This window comes from Streptomyces sp. NBC_00483, from assembly GCF_036013745.1.
In the GTDB taxonomy this organism is placed as follows: domain Bacteria; phylum Actinomycetota; class Actinomycetes; order Streptomycetales; family Streptomycetaceae; genus Streptomyces.
Window position 1 is genome coordinate 5,815,957 of record NZ_CP107880.1, and the last position, 16,726, is coordinate 5,832,682.

The following is a 16,726-nucleotide window of genomic DNA, read 5'->3' on the forward strand; positions in this document are numbered from 1 at the left end:
GTTCTCTGGTGTGACCGGGCTGCTGTCCCCTGCCGTCCGGTCACTTGTCTGGAGCGAGGTCCCACGACGTACGGCATGACCCGTGACGTCTCAACGCTCCAGCGGAGCCACGCGTGGTTCGATCGGCCCGCCCCTGGCTGGCACGGACACCGGGACCAACGAAGCCTGTGCCAACGGGTCACGCGCCGTATGGGTGAGGGCGCAACCGAACTGAGGTGCCCCCGCCGGTCAGGCCCGGCCCCGGCACAGTTCGAGCAGCGTCATGGCGAGCGAGGTGCCGGGCTTGCCGATCGCGTCCCTGTAGCGCCCGAGCACCTCGTTCTCGCGCGACAGGTGCACCCGCCGCCCGCCCGAGGCGATCCGCGCCTCCTGGACGACGGCGGAGACGGCCATGCGTTCCTGGACGAGGCCGATGATCCGGTCGTCGAGCGCGTCGATGCGCTCGCGGGCGCCGGAGATGACGTCGGCGGTGGTGTTCTCGGTCGTGGCGGTCATGAGGGCTCCTCGGGTGTGGTGGGAGCCCCGGATCGACAGGTCCCGGAAACGCCAGACGCCCCGGGCCTTGTCGGCCCGGGGCGCCTGGGAAAGTCGCTGGTCAGTAACTCAAGCAACACAACCATGGCATCCGGCGGGCCGGCTGCCATAGATAAAGACGTAGGTCGTGTGCGAGAACATGCGGCCACTATAGCCCCTGCGGCGATTGAGCAGCCGGGGTCCGGGACGGGGCCCCGCGACGCCGACCACGGGTGACGTACCCGGTAGAATCGGCCACACGACCCCCTGCTAAGCCGCCGGAAGGCAACCCGTGTCATCAGCGACTTCCGCTGCCGCCGCCCCCGACACCGTTCTGGTCGTCGACTTCGGTGCGCAGTACGCCCAGCTCATCGCCCGCCGCGTCCGTGAGGCCCGGGTCTACAGCGAGATCGTGCCGAGCACCATGCCGGTCGCGGAGATGCTCGCCAAGAACCCGGCGGCGATCATCCTCTCCGGCGGCCCCTCGTCGGTCTACGCGGAGGGCGCCCCGCGCCTGGACCGCGCGATCTTCGAGGCCGGCGTCCCCGTCTTCGGCATGTGCTACGGCTTCCAGCTGATGGCCACGGCCCTCGGCGGCACCGTCGACGACAACGGCGCCCGCGAGTACGGCCGCACCCCGCTCTCCGTGTCGAAGGGCGACTCGACGCTCTTCGAGGGCACCCCCGTCGAGCAGCCCGTGTGGATGTCGCACGGCGACGCCTGCTCCGCGGCGCCCGAGGGCTTCACCGTCACCGCGTCCACGGACGTCGTACCGGTCGCCGCCTTCGAGAACGACGAGAAGAAGCTGTACGGGGTCCAGTACCACCCGGAGGTCATGCACTCGACGCACGGCCAGCAGGTGCTCGAGCACTTCCTGTACCGCGGCGCCGGCATCGAGCCGAGCTGGACGACGGGCAGCGTCATCGAGGAGCAGGTCGCCGCGATCCGCGCCCAGGTCGGCGACAAGCGCGCCGTCTGCGGTCTGTCCGGCGGTGTGGACTCCGCGGTCGCCGCGGCCCTCGTGCAGAAGGCCATCGGCGACCAGCTGACCTGTGTGTACGTGGACCACGGTCTGATGCGCAAGGGCGAGACCGAGCAGGTCGAGAAGGACTTCGTCGCCGCGACCGGCGCGAAGCTGAAGGTCGTCGACGCGTCCGAGCGGTTCCTGAACGCGCTCGCCGGGGTCTCCGACCCCGAGGAGAAGCGCAAGATCATCGGCCGGGAGTTCATCCGCGTCTTCGAGCAGGCGCAGCTGGAGATCCTCCAGGAGGACGGCCCGGAGGTCGCGTTCCTGGTCCAGGGCACGCTCTACCCGGACGTCGTCGAGTCCGGTGGCGGCACCGGCACCGCGAACATCAAGTCGCACCACAACGTGGGCGGCCTTCCCGACGACATCGAGTTCGAGCTCGTCGAGCCGCTGCGCCAGCTGTTCAAGGACGAGGTCCGCAGCGTCGGCGCCGAGCTGGGCCTGCCGGACGAGATCGTCCAGCGCCAGCCGTTCCCCGGCCCCGGTCTCGGCATCCGCATCGTCGGCGAGGTCACCAAGGACCGCCTGGACCTGCTCCGCGAGGCCGACGCCATCGCCCGCGAGGAGCTGACCACGGCCGGCCTCGACCGCGAGATCTGGCAGTGCCCGGTGGTCCTGCTCGCGGACGTCCGCAGCGTCGGCGTCCAGGGCGACGGCCGCACGTACGGCCACCCGATCGTCCTGCGTCCCGTCTCCTCCGAGGACGCCATGACGGCGGACTGGACGCGGATGCCGTACGACGTGCTCTCGAAGATCTCGACGCGGATCACGAACGAGGTCAAGGACGTCAACCGGGTCGTGCTCGACGTGACGTCGAAGCCCCCGGGCACCATCGAGTGGGAGTAGTCCCCACGGCAGCATCCTGAAGGGCGCCGCGCACCGAGAGGTGGGCGGCGCCCTTCACGTGTGTCACGAGCGCTTCATGACCCGGACCGCCTCACCCGGCGTCCAGACCTGCACCACCAGGTACTTGTCGTCCTCGACGTAGGTCCTGGTGACCTCGGTCAGTTCGGTGCGGAACAGGTGGAAGTCGTTCGGGTCAGGGACGGTGACCTGGTCGGTGTAGCGGGAGACGGTCGCGGCGTCCTCGACCAGCTGCGCCCGGCCGCTGATCCGGGCGTCGCCGCCGCCCATGGTCATGCCCTCGCCCGGATTGGCCTGCACCGCGAACCGCGGGTCGCGCAGCAGATCGCGGGCCTTGAGCGAGCCGGGCATCATGCCGAGCCAGAACTCCCCGTTCAGGAAACGGACTTCGAGGCCGCTGGTGCGCGGCGAGCCGTCCTTGCGGAGCGTGGCCAGTACGTGGTGGATGTGCTGCCCGAAGCGGTCCTCGACGGTCTTGGCGAGGTCCGGTTCGGCTTCGGTGAAGGTGGCCCAGGTGGCCGCATTCGACGTCATGGAGCGAGTCTCGCGCGTAATGCCGACATCCCCTGTCCGGTATCCCTGCGCGTTTCGCCGCATTCTTTTCACACATCGGCCCTGTCACCTTGCGGGTCGCGGAGGTACCTTCCGCACCATGTCGACGCAGAACCTCGCCCCGATACCCCACGACCAGCTCAAGTTCGCGATGCCGCCCGTGCACGAGAGTTACGCCGACGAGCGCAGGTACCGCAAGGAGCGGCTGGCCGGCGCCCTGCGCATCTTCGGGCGGCTGGGGTACGAGGAGGGGGTCTCCGGGCACATCACCGCCCGCGACCCGGAGTACGACGACTGCTACTGGGTCAATCCGTTCGGCGTGCCCTTCAAGCACGTCACGGTCGGCGACCTCGTCCTCGCCAATGGGGACGGGCAGGTCGTGGACGGCCGCTTCCACGTCAACCAGGCCGCCTTCACCACGCACGTCGCGGTGCACCGGGCCCGCCCCGAGGTGGTCGCGGTCGCGCACTGCCACTCCACGTACGGCCGCGCCGTGGCCGCGCTCGGCGAGCTGGTCGAGCCGATCACGCAGGAGGCCTGCGCGTTCTACGAGGACCACGCGCTGCTCGACGAGTACACGGGCGTCGGCGTGGACCCGGAGGAGAGCAAGCGGATCGCCGTCGCGCTCAGCTCGAACAAGGCGCTCGTGCTGCGCAACCACGGGCTGCTCACGGTGGGCGACTCGGTGGACGCGGCGGCCTGGTGGTTCATCGCTCTGGAGCGGGCCTGCCAGGTGCAGTTGGCGGCGCGCTCGGCGGGGCGACCGGTGCTGATCGACCGGCGGCAGGCGGTGGCGACCCGCGAGCAGACGGGCAGCGACCTGGTGGGCTGGATCAACTACCAGAGCCTGTGGCAGGACATCTCGCGCAGCGAGCCGGATCTGCTGTCGTAGCCCTGCTGCCGTAACTCTGCTGTCGTCGCCCCTTGAGTAGCTGCTGATCACCGGAAGTCGCGCAGCACCGCCCGTTTCGTCGTCGCGAACTCCTCGTCCGTGAGCACGTTCTGGCGGTGCAGCTCGCCCAACTCCCGCAGCCGCCGCAGCAGTACGTCGTGGTCGGTCCTGTGCGGCAGCAGCGGGGGAGTGCCGCGGGGCGCCGAGGGGTGCGGGAGCCGGGCGGTGACCGCCGCGGCGACGAGGGCGGTCAGCAGGTCCTTGCGGGCGTTGCCCCACAGGTCGAGGGCGTACGAGTCCTTCTCCGGCGGCAGCTTGGTGTACGGCGAGCCCTTGGGGACGAAGCGCAGCACCCCGTCCTCGTAGCCGGAGTTGGGGACCCACTCCACCTCGTCGAGGTCGTCGAGCGCGATGACGCGCGGGCCCGTGGAGCGCTTCACCCGGTCCGAGGTCTCGCTCCAGTCGATGCGGACCCGGCTGCCGTCGAAGGAGACGAGGCCGTCGCTGGAGCGCACCGAGACCGGCACGGCGGGGCCCGGGACGAGGTACGACTCGGCGGGGCCCGGCGGGAGTTGTTCGAGCAACAGGGCTTGGCGGATCTCCTCGGCGACGTATTCGGCGACCCCGGAGCGGTCCGCGTCGACCGTGAGCCGGTACGGGTCGGCGGTCTCCGGGAGGCGGCCGCCGGTGGCCTGGAGGAGCGGATCGGCGGCCTCGCGCAGGGTGAGGCGCAGCCGGCCGCGCTTGCGCTCGGGTTCGTAGGCGACACCGGCCACGGCGGTGAGCGGCACGTCGATCTCGCCGTAGGTCTGCCGCAGCAGGGCGACCGACCGGTGCAGACCCGGGGTGATGCGGACCCTGGTTCCGTCGAAGGCCCAGGTTCCGTCCCGCTGGATGATCTCGGCCATACGGAAATTCTCGCAGCGACGTCAACACTCCGGTCAATGCAGGTCAAAGCCATTCACTCCTGAGGGGTGAGCCCGTGCGTCCTCGCGCCCCCGGCGTGCGGCACAATTCCCCTTCAGGGTGCGGAAGTTGACGAGGGTGGGGGCGGCAGTGGCGGTGCAGGAAGCGCGGAACGACCGGACGGCGCACGAGGGCGGGTGCACCTGCGGCGACTGTCCGCGCGGGGCGCGTGAGGGGCACCGCAGGGCTGTGGCCCGATTCGCCGCGAAGCGGGACGAGTTGGCGGCGGGCCAGGGCCTGCCCGCGGCCGTCGCGCACTCGGCAGGTGCGTCCCGGCAGTGGATCTCCGACGAACTCACCCAGTCCGCACGGGCGATGGCCGACCGCGGCCGCGAGGAGGGCGTGGCCTGGTTCACCCAACTGTGGCCGCGCACGCTGTGCGTGGTGTGGGGCGGCGTGGTCGCGCTGCTGATCACCCAGTCGCTCACCGCGATCGGCGCCGGCTGGACCGCCGCCCGCACGGCGGGGCTCGTGGCCGCGCTGGTGGTGGGCGGGCTGCTCACAGCGGCCGGGTATCTGCACCGGGCGCGCGGCGGCATGCTCGCGCCGCTGATCGGCGAGGACAACCGCCTGTCGACCTCGCGCGCGGTGGCGTGCGGTGTGCTCCTGCCGACCTTGTACGCGGTCCTCGTCCTCGCCGGTGAACTGGCGCTCGCCTCGGGGCCCGCGCGGCGTGACGCGCTCATCGACGGCCTCGAACTCGCGCGTGGGGCAGGTCTGTTGACGGTGCTCGCGGTGGTGTGCGCGGTGGCCGTGCTCGTACGGCGGGTGGTGGGGGTCCGCGTCGGCGGGCAGCGGCTCCAGAAGCTCCGGGCGCCGCGGCCGCGCGCCGCCGACCTGCTCACCGACGACTCCGGACGCGGCAGCTTCACGGACATCCAGTACGCCGCCGTGGGCGCGGCCGTCGTCGTCTGGGCGGTCGTCCGCCTCGCCCGCCGTCCCGACCAGCTGCCGGACCTGCCGTGGTCCCTCGCGGTCCTGGTGGCCGTGTCCGCGGCGACGTATCTCACCGGCAAGTACGCGGAGGGCGGCCGACCGGCGATCCTCTCCGTGGTGCGGGCGCGGGAGGCCGGTGACCTGGACGCGCCGATCCGCACCGGCGACGACATCGAGATCCGTGGCGCCGGATTCGTGCCGGCAGGGGCGGGCACCGTGGACCAGCTCGCGCGGGTCGCCGTGCGGATCGGGCCGGTCCACGTCCATGTGCCGCTCGTCCCGGTCGCCGGCGGCTTCACCAACCCGACCGACGCGCTGCTCACGGTGCCTGTCCCGGTGGATGTGGAGCCGGGGCGGGTCGAGGTGCAGGTGATCACGGCGGCGGGCGTCGAGACGAACCGGTGCGGCATCGACGTCGTCGACTGAAGGGGCCGATCGGCTTCCGTAGTGAGCCCGGGCGTGCTCTCGTACGTATGGTCAGGTAAAGACACCAGGCCCGAGAGGCGGCGGAGCGGCTATGGCGCACGGCATGCGATCCGACCTGACCACGAACTACGGCCCACCGTCCGGAGGCCGGCGCGACGCGGCGCAGAGGTACGCGCTCGTGCCGTTGCGCATCTTCCTCGGCGTCACGTTCATCTACGCTGCCTTCGACAAGCTCACCGACAGCGCGTTCTTCAAGGCCAGTGGGAGCGGCTCGATCGGTGACCAGATGCGGGGCGTGCGGGACACGTCCGCGATCCCGGCGCTGGTCGACCTCGCGCTGAAGTCGCCGTCGGGGTTCGGCTACGCGATCGCCTTCGGCGAACTGGCGGTCGGGGTCGGGGCGCTGCTCGGAGTTCTTACGCGGCTCGCGGCGGTCGGTGGGGCGTTGATCTCGCTGAGCCTGTGGTTGACGGTGAGTTGGGCGACGGAGCCGTATTACCTCGGGAACGACTTGGCGTATCTGATGGCGTGGCTGCCTTTGGTTTTGGCGGGGGCGGCGGTGTGGTCGGTGGATTCGTGGTGGCGGGGCCGGAGGGCCAGGTCGTCCGGGTATTGAGGCGGAGGGCGTTGAGGCCGCGGGGCGCTACTTATTGAGCCCCGTTGTCGAACGAGAGCCCGCGGGGTCCGGGGCGGAGCCCCGGGAGCGCAACCCCGTCATCCGCCGAACCATTCCGACGACCGCCGCCAGGCAAAGGCCCCCGCACACCAGCGGGATCCCGGCGAACCACGGCGTGTCCCACGCGCCCCCCGCGTCGCCGAAGTAGACGACCGCCGTCGTCATCAGGACCAGGCCCGCGACCAGCCGGCCCGGATGGAATTCACTTCGCACGGTCCACCTCCACCTGTCCGAGCCCGACCTCGACGTGCACCTTGAGGGTGCCGGCGTCCTTCGCTCCGTCGCCCCGCGCCGGAATCGTGATGTTCCGGTCGAGGCCCGGCCGGATGTCCACGTCGCGCGACACGTCCTCGGGGAGCCGGATGGCCCCGACCCCGACCTCGAGGTGCAGTTCCGCGTCCGCGTCCGGCGGCAGCACGATCGTCGCCCGACCCGCGCCGACCTCGACGTGGGTGGTCGCGGTCGCGTGCTCGGCGAGGTCCACACCGGACAGGTCGAGCGTGCCGTCGCCCGAGCCCAGTTCGTAGCTCTGGCGCAGGTCCGTGGCGCTCGCCGGGTTCCAGTTCCGCTCCGCCCACTCCGTGCTGATGTTCGCGGGCAGCGCGGCGGACGCCGTGAGCAGGCCCGCCGTGATCAGCGCGAGGAGGATCGAGCCGACCCCGGTGCGGCCGCGGAAGGCGCTCACCGCGATGCCCAGGCCGAACACGGCGAGCGCGCAGGCGAGGCCGGTCTGCAGGCTGGCGCTGAACGTGCGCTCGTCCCACGTGACGCCCGTGCCGACGGCGCCGGCGATCAGCGCCCCGAGGAACGTGAGCGCGCCGATGCCACGCGGTCCGGACGGCTGCGGTGGCGCGGCCGGCCCTGCGGCGACGGGCCCGCGCCAGGAGCCGAACCGGGCCGCCGGGCGTTCATCGGCGCCGGGCGGACCCCACAGGTAGCCGGTGGCGCCGTCGTGCGTACCGTCCTTCACGATCGGGTCGCGCCACCACGAAGGCCCGCGCGCGACCGGCGGCGCCTGCGCCTCCGGCGGCGCGTCCGCGACGGCCTGGGCCGCCACCGGGTCCGGGTCGGCGCCGCGCCGCGCCTGCGACCAGTAGCCGGCGCCGGCCAGCAACAGGGCGAGTACGACGGCGAAGGTCAGCGCGCCTCCGTTGTTGAGCATGGAGAGGAACACCCCGCAGCCGACGAGCGCGGTGACGATCGCGGCGAGCCCAGGGCCGTCCACCCGCCCCGTGAGGAGCTTGCGGAACTCGTTCTCGTCCTCGTCGTCGTACGGCGCGAACAGCCACGCGAAGCCGTAGAAGATCAGCCCGACGCCGCCGGTCACCGAGAGCACCGACAGGCCGATGCGGAAGATCACCGGGTCCATGTCGCACTGCCGGCCGAGCCCCGCGCACACCCCGCCCAGCGTCTTGTACCGCCGGTCCCTGCGGAATCCGCGCAGTGACCTGGCCGGGGGCGGTTCGGGGGCCACGGTGTCCGTGTCCTGAGGAGGCTGCTCCGTCATACGTACATCGTGACGGCCGAGGCCCGTCCGCGGCAGTCGGGACAACCCTGGCCGAACCCTGAGATCGTCCCTGAGTCCTCGGCGTCACCCGCGGCCACGACCCCGGGCCCGAAGATCAGGGAAGTATCCGGGGCCGACCCTGATGCCCGGCCCCTCTCCCGCGTGTGACGATCGGTGGCATGCCGGAAGCAGCGACCGCCCCCCTCGCCGAGGACCGAGACCCGCGGCCGCCGCGCAAGCTCTACCGCAGCAGCGACGGACGCTGGCTGGGCGGAGTCGCGCGGGGCCTCGCGGGGCATCTCGGGCTGCCGGTGATCTGGGTGCGCCTGGTCTTCGTCGGCCTGTTCATGGCGGACGGGCTCGGGGCGCTGCTGTACGCGGCGTTCTGGTTCTTCGTGCCGCTCGGCGTGGGCGGCGTCGGCGCGGACCGCCCGCCCGTCCTCAGTACGGAGACGTCCCCCGACGGCCGCCGCCGGCTGGTGACGCGCAAGCCGGACAAGGGCCAGATCCTCGCCCTGCTCCTGATGGTCGTCGTAGCGATGATCTTCGTGGAGAACGTGAACCTGACCGGCAACACCAAGGCGTATCTGATCCCCACCGTGCTCGTCGCCGCGGGCGTCGCCCTCGTCTGGCGGCAGGCCGACAACGCGCGCAGGGCCCGCTGGATGGAGGTCGGCCGCCGCAAGCGCACGCTGAGCCTGGCCCGCGCGGCCTCCGGCGTGCTGCTCGTCGGCGTGGGCGTCACCGGCGTCTTCGTCACGCAGGGCGCCACCGAGCACATCGGCCCGATCCTCCAGGCGGCGCTCGCCGTCATCGTGGGCATCGCGCTTCTTGCCGGCCCCTACCTGATCCGGATGACGCAGGACCTCTCCGAGGAACGCCTGATGCGCATCCGCGCGCAGGAGCGGGCGGAGGTCGCGGCCCATGTGCACGACTCGGTCCTGCACACGCTCACCCTGATCCAGCGCAACGCGGACAGCCCGGCCGAGGTGCGCCGCCTCGCCCGCGCCCAGGAACGCGACCTGCGGGCGTGGCTCTACAAACCGGCCGCCGCGGAGAACCCGCAGGAGCCGGAGACCGTGGCGGAGGCGGTGAAGCGCAACGCGGCCGAGGTCGAGGACAAGCACGGGGTCCCGCTGGAGGTCGTGGTGGTGGGCGACACCCTGCTCGACGAGCAGTTGTCGGCACAGATGCAGGCCGCGAGGGAAGCGATGGTGAACGCCGCCAAGTACGGTGGCGTGGGCGGCGCGGTCCAGGTGTACGCGGAGGTCGAGGGCGACGTCGACGGGGAAGAGGTCTTCGTCTCCGTACGTGACCGGGGACCCGGCTTCGACCTCGACTCCATCCCGCCCGACCGCATGGGCGTAAGAGAATCCATCATCGGCCGGATGGAACGCAACGGCGGGACGGCCCGGCTGCGGGCGGTACCGGACGGCGGCACCGAGGTCGAACTGACCATGAAGAGGGCGGAAGGGACGTCATGACCGACGAGGCAGCTCAGACGCGACGAGTACGAGTGGTCCTGGTCGACGACCACCGGATGTTCCGCACCGGCGTCCAGGCGGAGATCGGCCGCACCGAGGAGACGGGCGTCGAGGTGGTCGGCGAGGCCGCCGACGTCGACCAGGCGATCACGGTGATCACGGCGACAAGGCCCGAGGTGGTGCTCCTCGACGTGCACCTTCCCGGTGGCGGAGGCGTCGAAGTGCTGCGCCGCAGCGCCCAGATGATGGGGGACGCGGAGAACCCGGTGCGCTTCCTGGCGCTGTCGGTCTCGGACGCGGCGGAGGACGTGATCGGCGTGATCCGGGGCGGCGCCCGCGGCTACGTCACGAAGACGATCACCGGCACGGACCTCGTGAACTCCATCTTCCGCGTCCAGGAGGGCGACGCGGTGTTCTCGCCACGCCTCGCCGGTTTCGTCCTCGACGCCTTCGCCTCGACGGACGCGCCGCCGGTGGACGAGGACCTCGACCGCCTCACCCAGCGCGAGCGCGAGGTCCTGCGCCTCATCGCGCGCGGCTACGCGTACAAGGAGATCGCCAAGCAGCTCTTCATCTCCGTCAAGACGGTCGAGTCGCACGTCTCTGCGGTGCTGCGCAAGCTCCAGCTCTCGAACCGGCACGAGCTGACGCGGTGGGCGACGGCGCGACGGTTGGTGTGACGGTCCGGTAGGCGGGCCCGCGATCACACGGTTACCCTGTGCCCGACGGGAGGAGGGCGGCATGCTGCTGCGATTCCGCACAGCCAATGTGCGGTCACTGCGCGACGAGCAGGAGCTGTCCTTCGTCGTACCCCAGGGCGAGGAGTCGGACGCGGCCCGCACGGTGGAGCTGTCGGACGGCAAGACCCTTCAGGTCTACCCGGTGATAGGGGTCTTCGGCGCGAACGCCTCCGGGAAGTCCAACGTCATCACCGCGTTGAAGAAGATGCAGCAGGCCGTCGTCGACTCCTACGGCCGGTGGACGTCGTACTCCGGAATCCCCGACCGTGAACCGTTCGCGTTGGACAGCGAATCCACCGACGAGAGCACTTTCTACGAAGCAGACTTCGTGCTCGACGACGGCGTGCGCTGGACCTACGGTTTCGAACTCAGCGACAGGCGTGTCGAGTCGGAGTGGCTGCACGCGTACCCCAAGGGGCGCAGGCAGGTCTGGCTCGACCGTGACGCGTCGAGGGACACCGTGTTCGAGTTCCCGGGTGAACGTCTTCAGGAGCGCGCCCTCCTCGCCCGTACGACCCGCCAGGACGCCTTGCTGCTGAGCCGGGCGGCCAACGACAACCACCCCCAACTCACTCGGATCTTCCACTGGTTCAGGTCGAATCTCTGGGACATCACGCCCGAGACGGAGCTGAAGAAGCGTGAGGCCTACACGGCCCGCCAGCTCCTCGACGGGAAGAACCGGGGCCGGGTGCAGGAGCTGCTGCGCGTGGCCGACCTCGGCATCCGAGGCGCCGAGGTGGAGCGGGCACCGGGCAACTCCGCCCCCAAGGTCCGACTCTTGCACGGTAGTTCGGACAGCGACGCGGTCGCCTTCGACTGGGACAAGGAGTCGTATGGCACGCGGTCGTGGTTCGCGCTCATCGGGCCGCTGCTCCTCGCCCTCGACAGTGGCGCCGTGCTGTTGATCGACGAGCTGGACGCCAGCCTCCATCCCAAATTCGCCGCCGAGGTCGTACGCCTCTTCCAGGCCCCCTGGTCCAATCCGCAGGGCGCCCAACTGGTCTTCACCTCGCACGACGCCTCGCTCCTCAAGACCCCGCGCGGTGGCCGCTTCCTCGAACCGGGCCAGATCTGGCTGACGGAGAAGGACAAGCGGGGGGCCACGGAGCTGTTCCCGCTCAGCGATCTCGACCCCGGCCCCGAGGAGGACCTTGAGGACTCCTACCTCGCCGGCGCTTACGGGGCCGTGCCCCAGGTCGACCAGGGACAACTCGGCCGCGAGGTGCTGGCTGCGCTGACGGCATCTTCGGCATCGACAGGGGAGGCAGAGCGTTCCTGATGGCGAGGGACAGGGGGCGGGACAATCCTGCGCGCGGCAAGAAAGCACGGGCCCTGAGGCGGGAGGTCTTCGTTTACACGGAGGGCGAGGTCACCGAGCCCGGCTTTGTGACGTACGTGATGAAGAACGGCGAGCGCAAGGAGCCCCGGCACCAGATCGTGTGCACGGTCGAGAACCGCAGCGCCCCCAGCAAGCGCCGCAAGCCCCTCCCGCTCGTCGAGGAAGCCGTCGGGAAGTGGCAGGAAGTGCAGCGCGCCGCGAAGAAGGCGAGTATCAAGCCGGACGACTGGAACTGGCCGCAGGTGTGGTGCCTGTTCGACCGTGACGAGCACAAGGACATTCCCACCGCCTTCGCCCGCGCCAAGCACGAGGGCGTCCACGTCGCGTACTCCCACCCCTGCTTCGAACTGTGGCGGCTGCTCCACTACCAGAACTACACAAGCCGCCTCGGCGGTGTCTGCAACAGCGCGGCGAACGCGCTGCGCAGGCAGGACGGCTTCCCCCAGACCTACGGCCCGTCCCTGCGCACGGTCACGGATCAGCAGGCGAAGCAGGTCATGGCCGGGCAACTGGACGGCCGCTATGAGACGGCACGGCGCCATGCCCAGCGGCTGAACGCGCGGCACGAGGGCCGGACGGACCAGAACCAGTGGGACCCGTTCACCGATGTCTGGCGGTTCGTCGAGGACGGTCTTGATGTGAGCGGGTACTGACCGTGTGCTGAATTCCCGTACGTGGTGAAAACGGACCCGGCGCACCCCTTAGGCTTCCGGATGCAACCGGTCCGCCTGCCCTGCGGGCGGTACTGGTCCCCTCAGTCCGCCACCACCTCAGGGAGTGCCGTACGTGGCCAAGCTCACGCTCGCGCAGCTGGAACGCCATCTTTTCGCGGCGGCCGACATCCTGCGCGGCACGATGGACGCCGCCGAGTACCGCGACTTCATTTTCGTGCTGCTCTTCCTCAAGCGAGTAAACGACGAGTTCGAGGTGGCGCGCGACGCGATCATCAAGGAGCTGGTCGCGGAGGGCGAGACCCAGGAGGAAGCGGAGGAGCTGGCGGAGTCGTACGAGCTGTACCGCGAACGTGGCGTGATCTTCGTGCCGGAGGCGGCGCGGTGGGAGCGCCTGGCGGGTGCCGTCGACAACGTGGCCACCGAGTACTTGCAGCCCGCCCTCGACGCCCTAGAGCGGGAGGGCGGCAACAGCGAGCTGCGCGGCCTGTTCGCCCACGTTCACTTCAACCGTATCGGTGGCGGCAGCGGGGGCAGCGCGGCGGCCCTCGCCGACAAGCGTCTCCAGGCGCTGATCGAGCATTTCGGCAGCATCCGGCTGCGCGGGGACGACTTCGAGTTCCCCGACATGATCGGCGCCGCGTACGAGTACCTGATCAAGGACTTCGCGGACACGGCGGGCAGCAAGGGCGGTGAGTTCTATACTCCGCGCGCTGTCGTCCGCATGATGGTCGAGCTGGCCCGCCCCGACAGCGGAATGCGGATCTACGACCCGTGTGTCGGCTCGGGCGGCATGCTCATCCACGCGATGGAGTACGTGGACGAACACGGCGGAGACTCCCGCAACCTCGGCCTGGCCGGCCAGGACGCGAACAGCGGCTCGTGGGTCATGGCGACGATGAACATGCTCTTCCACGGGGCCAAGAAGTTCTCGCTCCGGACGGGCGACACCCTGACGAATCCGCTCCATCCGGAGGGCGGGTTCGACCTGGTTCTGAGCAATCCGCCGTTCTCCATGGACTACAAGCAGGGGGAGGTGCCGCGGCTCCTGGAGCGCATGCCCCATGGCCATACATCGGAGCGCGGCAAGGCCGACCTGATGTTCCTCCAGCACATGCTGGACATGGTGAAGTCCAAGGGCGGCTCGGTCTACACCGTCATGCCGCACGGCGTGCTTTTCCGCGGTGGCGACGAGCAGAAGATCCGTGAGCGGCTGCTGAAGGCCGACCTGATCGAGGCGGTCATCGGTCTCGCACCGAACCTCTTCTACGGGACCGGCATCCCGGCGTGTGTGCTCGTGCTGCGGCCACCGAGCAAGCGGCGCAAGGACCGGCGCGGGCAGGTGCTCTTCATCAACGCCGACCGTGAGTTCCACGCGGAGCGCGCGCAGAACGTCCTGCTCCCCGAGCACATCCAGAAGATCGTCTCCACTTTCCACGCCTTCCAGGACGACGAGGTCTTCGAGGACATCGAGGGCTTCGCGAAGGCCGTGACGCGGGAGACACTGGAGGCGAACGGCTGCAACTTCAACATCCGCCGGTACGTGGACAACACCCCGCCGCCCGAACCACAGGATGTACGGGCCCACTTGGTGGGCGGAGTGCCGCTGGCCGAGGTCGAGGCGAAGAAGCCGCTGTTCGACGCGTACGGGATCGGTGTCTCGGACCTGTTCGACGTACGGGGCGACGACCCGGGGTATGTGGACTTCCCGGAGGGAGAGCGGCGTCCGGACGCCGCGCGCCTCTCGGAGCTGGCCGCCGAGCGCACGCAGAAGGTCTGGGACGCCTTCGAGGAGTGGTGGGGGAGCGAGAAGGATCAGATTGCCAGGCTGGTTCCGGTGGACGGTGACGATCGCACCGAGCGGGAGCGCAAGGCACAACTCGCGCGACTCCGCGGGGAGTTGATCGGCTCCTTCGAGGGGCGGTTGCTGTCCGTGGGCGTGCTGGACGAGTACGCGCTGGCGGGGGCGGTCGCGGGGTGGTGGCATGAGGGCAAGAACGACCTAAAGGCGCTGTCCGTGAACGGCTTCAGCGGCGTCGTGGACGGCTGGGTCGAGTCCGTCAGGACCATGCTGGCGCCCGAGCCGGACCCGCGTACGGGCGGTCAGCGCGAGCGTTCGGCGGCCGAGCGCAGGCATGCCTACGACCACAAGGTGGTCGCCGCGATGGTGCCCGGCTTCCTGGAGGACCTGGCCTCGCTCGACAAGACCTTTGCGGAGCTCGATGCCAAGGTGACGGAGGCGGAGGAGGCCGAGGCTGCCGTGAAGGCGGCGCGGGAGGCTGCGCTGGGCGAGGGTGATTCCGAGGACTCCGAGAGTGAGATCGATCAGGCGCTCCTCGACGCCCTGGTTTCTGACGCTGAGCTGCGCGCCCTGAAGAAGAAGCGCACTGCGGCCAAGCGCGCGATCGAGGACCTGGAGAACGACTTCTGGCCCGTCGCCGCTGTCCAGAAGCGGCGGGACGCCGAGCGCGAGAGGGCGGCGAAGACCGCCAAGTCCCCGAAGGGGAAGAAGGCCGCGCAGGCTACGCAGGATGCGTTGGTGGAGTTGCCGGGGGCGGAGACGGCCGGGGTTGGCGCCGTTGCCGAGGCGCGTCTGACGCGGGCCCGCAGGGAGCTGGCCGAGCGGGCGGGGGAGCCGGGGGTTGTTCTCGGCATTCTCCGGGATGACCTCGCGGGCAAGTTGGCGGGCCATCTGGTGCGCAGGGAGCGGAAGTTGGCGGAGGCGTACCGGCTCTGGGAGGACAAGTACGGGGTGTCGTTGCGGGTGATCGAGCAGCGGCGCGAAGAGGCGGCTGGGGCGCTGGACGGGTTTTTGCGGGAGCTGGGTTATGTCGACTGAGGTCCAAGTGGTGCCCCTCAAGAAGGTCCTGCTGCGTATCGAGTCGGGCTGGAGTCCTGTGTGCGAGCCGTACGAACCGGGCGGCTCGGAATGGGGAGTCCTGGGCCTCGGGGCCGTAACGTCTGGCGCGTTCCTGGAGAGTGACGCGAAAAGGCTTCCGGCGTCGCTGTTGCCGCGACCAGCCTTGGAAGTGCGGCCGCGAGACGTCCTGGTGGCGCGGGCCAACGGCTCGAAGCGGTTGGTGGGCGTCGGCGTGGTGGTGCCGAAGAATGTCCGACAGGGCTTGATGTTTCCGGACCTTGTGTACCGCCTGGTGCCGGATGCTGAGGTTCTCGATGCCGACTATCTGGGGATTCTTGTCTCGGCGCCGGCGTTTAGGCGCCAAGTCGAATCGGCGATGCGCAGCACGAGTGGGCAGTTCAAGATTTCGAAGGCCGACCTCAGGGAGTTCAGCATTCCAGTCCCGCCGCTCTCGGAGCAGCGGCGGATCGTTGAGGTGCTGGGGGCGGTGGCCGAGCAGGAGCGAGTCGTTGAGGCGGCGATCGCCAAGCTGAACTTGATGTGTTCAGGCGCTATCGAGAAGTACCTTGCCCGGCGTGATTGGGACGGTGAGCTGAAGGAGGCGCTGAGCGGTGATCCGCGAAACGGGTATTCGCCGACCGGTGTCGCAGAGTGGACGGGCGTGCAAATGCTGGGCCTGGGGTGCCTGACGCCTAATGGCTTTGCTGCGCGCCAGCTCAAGAACGCGCCGAAGTCGGTGTCGCGGAAGCATTTCGCCATGCTGAAGACTGGTGACCTCTTGATGGGTCGGGCCAATACCCGTGAACTGGTCGGCCTGGCCGGGCTGTTCAGGGACGTGGGATCCCCCTGTATCTATCCCGATCTCATGATGCGTCTTCCCGTGAGTGAGGAATGGCTCCCGAGGGCGTTGGAGATTGTGTTGCGGTCGGTGCGGGCGCGGCGACAAATCCAAGCGCGTGCCCAGGGGACGTCGGAGAGCATGGTGAAGATCTCAGGGAGGGCGGTCAAATCCCTGCGGATCCCCAGGCTGAACTCTGACGAGCAGGCTCAAGTCGTGCGGATCGCTGAACACTTTGAGGAGCGCCTGTCGAGCGAGCGGGAAGCGCTCGCCAACCTCGGGCTCTCGAAGGCTGGCCTGATCGACGACCTGCTCTCCGGCCGCAAGGCACTGTCAGACGCAGCCTGACGTCTACTCGGGCGGCGTGAGCCCCAGTTCGAACCACACCACCTTGCCCACGCCGCCCTCGCGTCCCTCCGCGCCCCACTCATCCGC

General features: G+C 69.8%; 14 protein-coding genes. 10 read left to right on the forward strand and 4 right to left on the reverse strand.

What is annotated here, in order from left to right; genetic code table 11:
* Positions 1–228: 228 nt before the first annotated feature.
* Positions 229–495, reverse strand: coding sequence for a chorismate mutase (locus tag OHA73_RS26215; RefSeq protein WP_266713198.1), 267 nt, complete (start codon positions 493–495; stop codon positions 229–231).
* 310 nt (positions 496–805) lie between these two features.
* On the opposite strand from OHA73_RS26215, the gene guaA reads away from it, so the two are divergent.
* Positions 806–2,386, forward strand: coding sequence for a glutamine-hydrolyzing GMP synthase (gene guaA / locus OHA73_RS26220; RefSeq protein ID WP_266713200.1), 1,581 nt, complete (start codon positions 806–808; stop codon positions 2,384–2,386).
* Positions 2,387–2,449: 63 nt separating this feature from the next.
* Here guaA and OHA73_RS26225 read toward each other — a convergent pair whose 3' ends face one another.
* Positions 2,450–2,938, reverse strand: a complete 489-nt coding sequence (locus OHA73_RS26225) for a pyridoxamine 5'-phosphate oxidase family protein (RefSeq protein WP_327656270.1) — start codon at positions 2,936–2,938, stop codon at positions 2,450–2,452.
* A gap of 118 nt (positions 2,939–3,056) precedes the next feature.
* Here OHA73_RS26225 and OHA73_RS26230 point away from each other — a divergent pair, with 118 nt between their 5' ends.
* Positions 3,057–3,848 carry a class II aldolase/adducin family protein gene (locus OHA73_RS26230; RefSeq protein WP_266713204.1) on the forward strand — a complete coding sequence of 264 codons (792 nt, stop codon included), beginning with the start codon at positions 3,057–3,059 and terminating at the stop codon, positions 3,846–3,848.
* Between the two features lie 47 nt (positions 3,849–3,895).
* Here OHA73_RS26230 and OHA73_RS26235 read toward each other — a convergent pair whose 3' ends face one another.
* Positions 3,896–4,756 carry a DUF4429 domain-containing protein gene (locus tag OHA73_RS26235; RefSeq protein WP_266713206.1) on the reverse strand — a complete coding sequence of 287 codons (861 nt, stop codon included), beginning with the start codon at positions 4,754–4,756 and terminating at the stop codon, positions 3,896–3,898.
* A gap of 148 nt (positions 4,757–4,904) precedes the next feature.
* On the opposite strand from OHA73_RS26235, the gene OHA73_RS26240 reads away from it, so the two are divergent.
* Both OHA73_RS26240 and OHA73_RS26245 read left to right on the forward strand, forming a co-directional pair.
* Positions 4,905–6,176 carry a hypothetical protein gene (locus OHA73_RS26240; RefSeq protein ID WP_267069495.1) on the forward strand — a complete coding sequence of 424 codons (1,272 nt, stop codon included), beginning with the start codon at positions 4,905–4,907 and terminating at the stop codon, positions 6,174–6,176.
* A gap of 91 nt (positions 6,177–6,267) precedes the next feature.
* The gene (locus OHA73_RS26245; RefSeq protein ID WP_327656271.1) at positions 6,268–6,792 is read left to right on the forward strand and encodes a DoxX family protein; all 525 of its coding nucleotides are present in this window, start codon (positions 6,268–6,270) and stop codon (positions 6,790–6,792) included.
* A gap of 262 nt (positions 6,793–7,054) precedes the next feature.
* On the opposite strand, the gene OHA73_RS26255 is transcribed toward OHA73_RS26245, so the two are convergent.
* The gene (locus tag OHA73_RS26255; RefSeq protein ID WP_266713212.1) at positions 7,055–8,359 is read right to left on the reverse strand and encodes a PspC domain-containing protein; all 1,305 of its coding nucleotides are present in this window, start codon (positions 8,357–8,359) and stop codon (positions 7,055–7,057) included.
* A gap of 179 nt (positions 8,360–8,538) precedes the next feature.
* On the opposite strand from OHA73_RS26255, the gene OHA73_RS26260 reads away from it, so the two are divergent.
* From OHA73_RS26260 to OHA73_RS26285, 6 genes are all read left to right on the forward strand, one after another.
* Positions 8,539–9,843: an ATP-binding protein gene (locus tag OHA73_RS26260; RefSeq protein WP_266713214.1), complete on the forward strand. Its 1,305-nt coding sequence runs from the start codon at positions 8,539–8,541 to the stop codon at positions 9,841–9,843.
* Positions 9,840–10,523 carry a LuxR C-terminal-related transcriptional regulator gene (locus tag OHA73_RS26265; RefSeq protein WP_266713216.1) on the forward strand — a complete coding sequence of 228 codons (684 nt, stop codon included), beginning with the start codon at positions 9,840–9,842 and terminating at the stop codon, positions 10,521–10,523. The genes OHA73_RS26260 and OHA73_RS26265 overlap by 4 nt, the downstream gene beginning before the upstream one ends.
* A gap of 61 nt (positions 10,524–10,584) precedes the next feature.
* The gene (locus OHA73_RS26270; RefSeq protein ID WP_327656272.1) at positions 10,585–11,862 is read left to right on the forward strand and encodes an AAA family ATPase; all 1,278 of its coding nucleotides are present in this window, start codon (positions 10,585–10,587) and stop codon (positions 11,860–11,862) included.
* Positions 11,862–12,575 (forward strand): RloB family protein, encoded by a 714-nt coding sequence (locus OHA73_RS26275; protein ID WP_327656273.1) that lies wholly within the window; start codon positions 11,862–11,864, stop codon positions 12,573–12,575. Before OHA73_RS26270 ends, OHA73_RS26275 begins: the two co-directional genes overlap by 1 nt.
* A 133-nt stretch (positions 12,576–12,708) precedes the next feature.
* Positions 12,709–15,432 carry a type I restriction-modification system subunit M gene (locus OHA73_RS26280; protein WP_327656274.1) on the forward strand — a complete coding sequence of 908 codons (2,724 nt, stop codon included), beginning with the start codon at positions 12,709–12,711 and terminating at the stop codon, positions 15,430–15,432.
* Positions 15,422–16,639, forward strand: coding sequence for a restriction endonuclease subunit S (locus OHA73_RS26285; protein ID WP_327656275.1), 1,218 nt, complete (start codon positions 15,422–15,424; stop codon positions 16,637–16,639). Before OHA73_RS26280 ends, OHA73_RS26285 begins: the two co-directional genes overlap by 11 nt.
* The last annotated feature ends 87 nt before the right edge of the window (positions 16,640–16,726 follow it).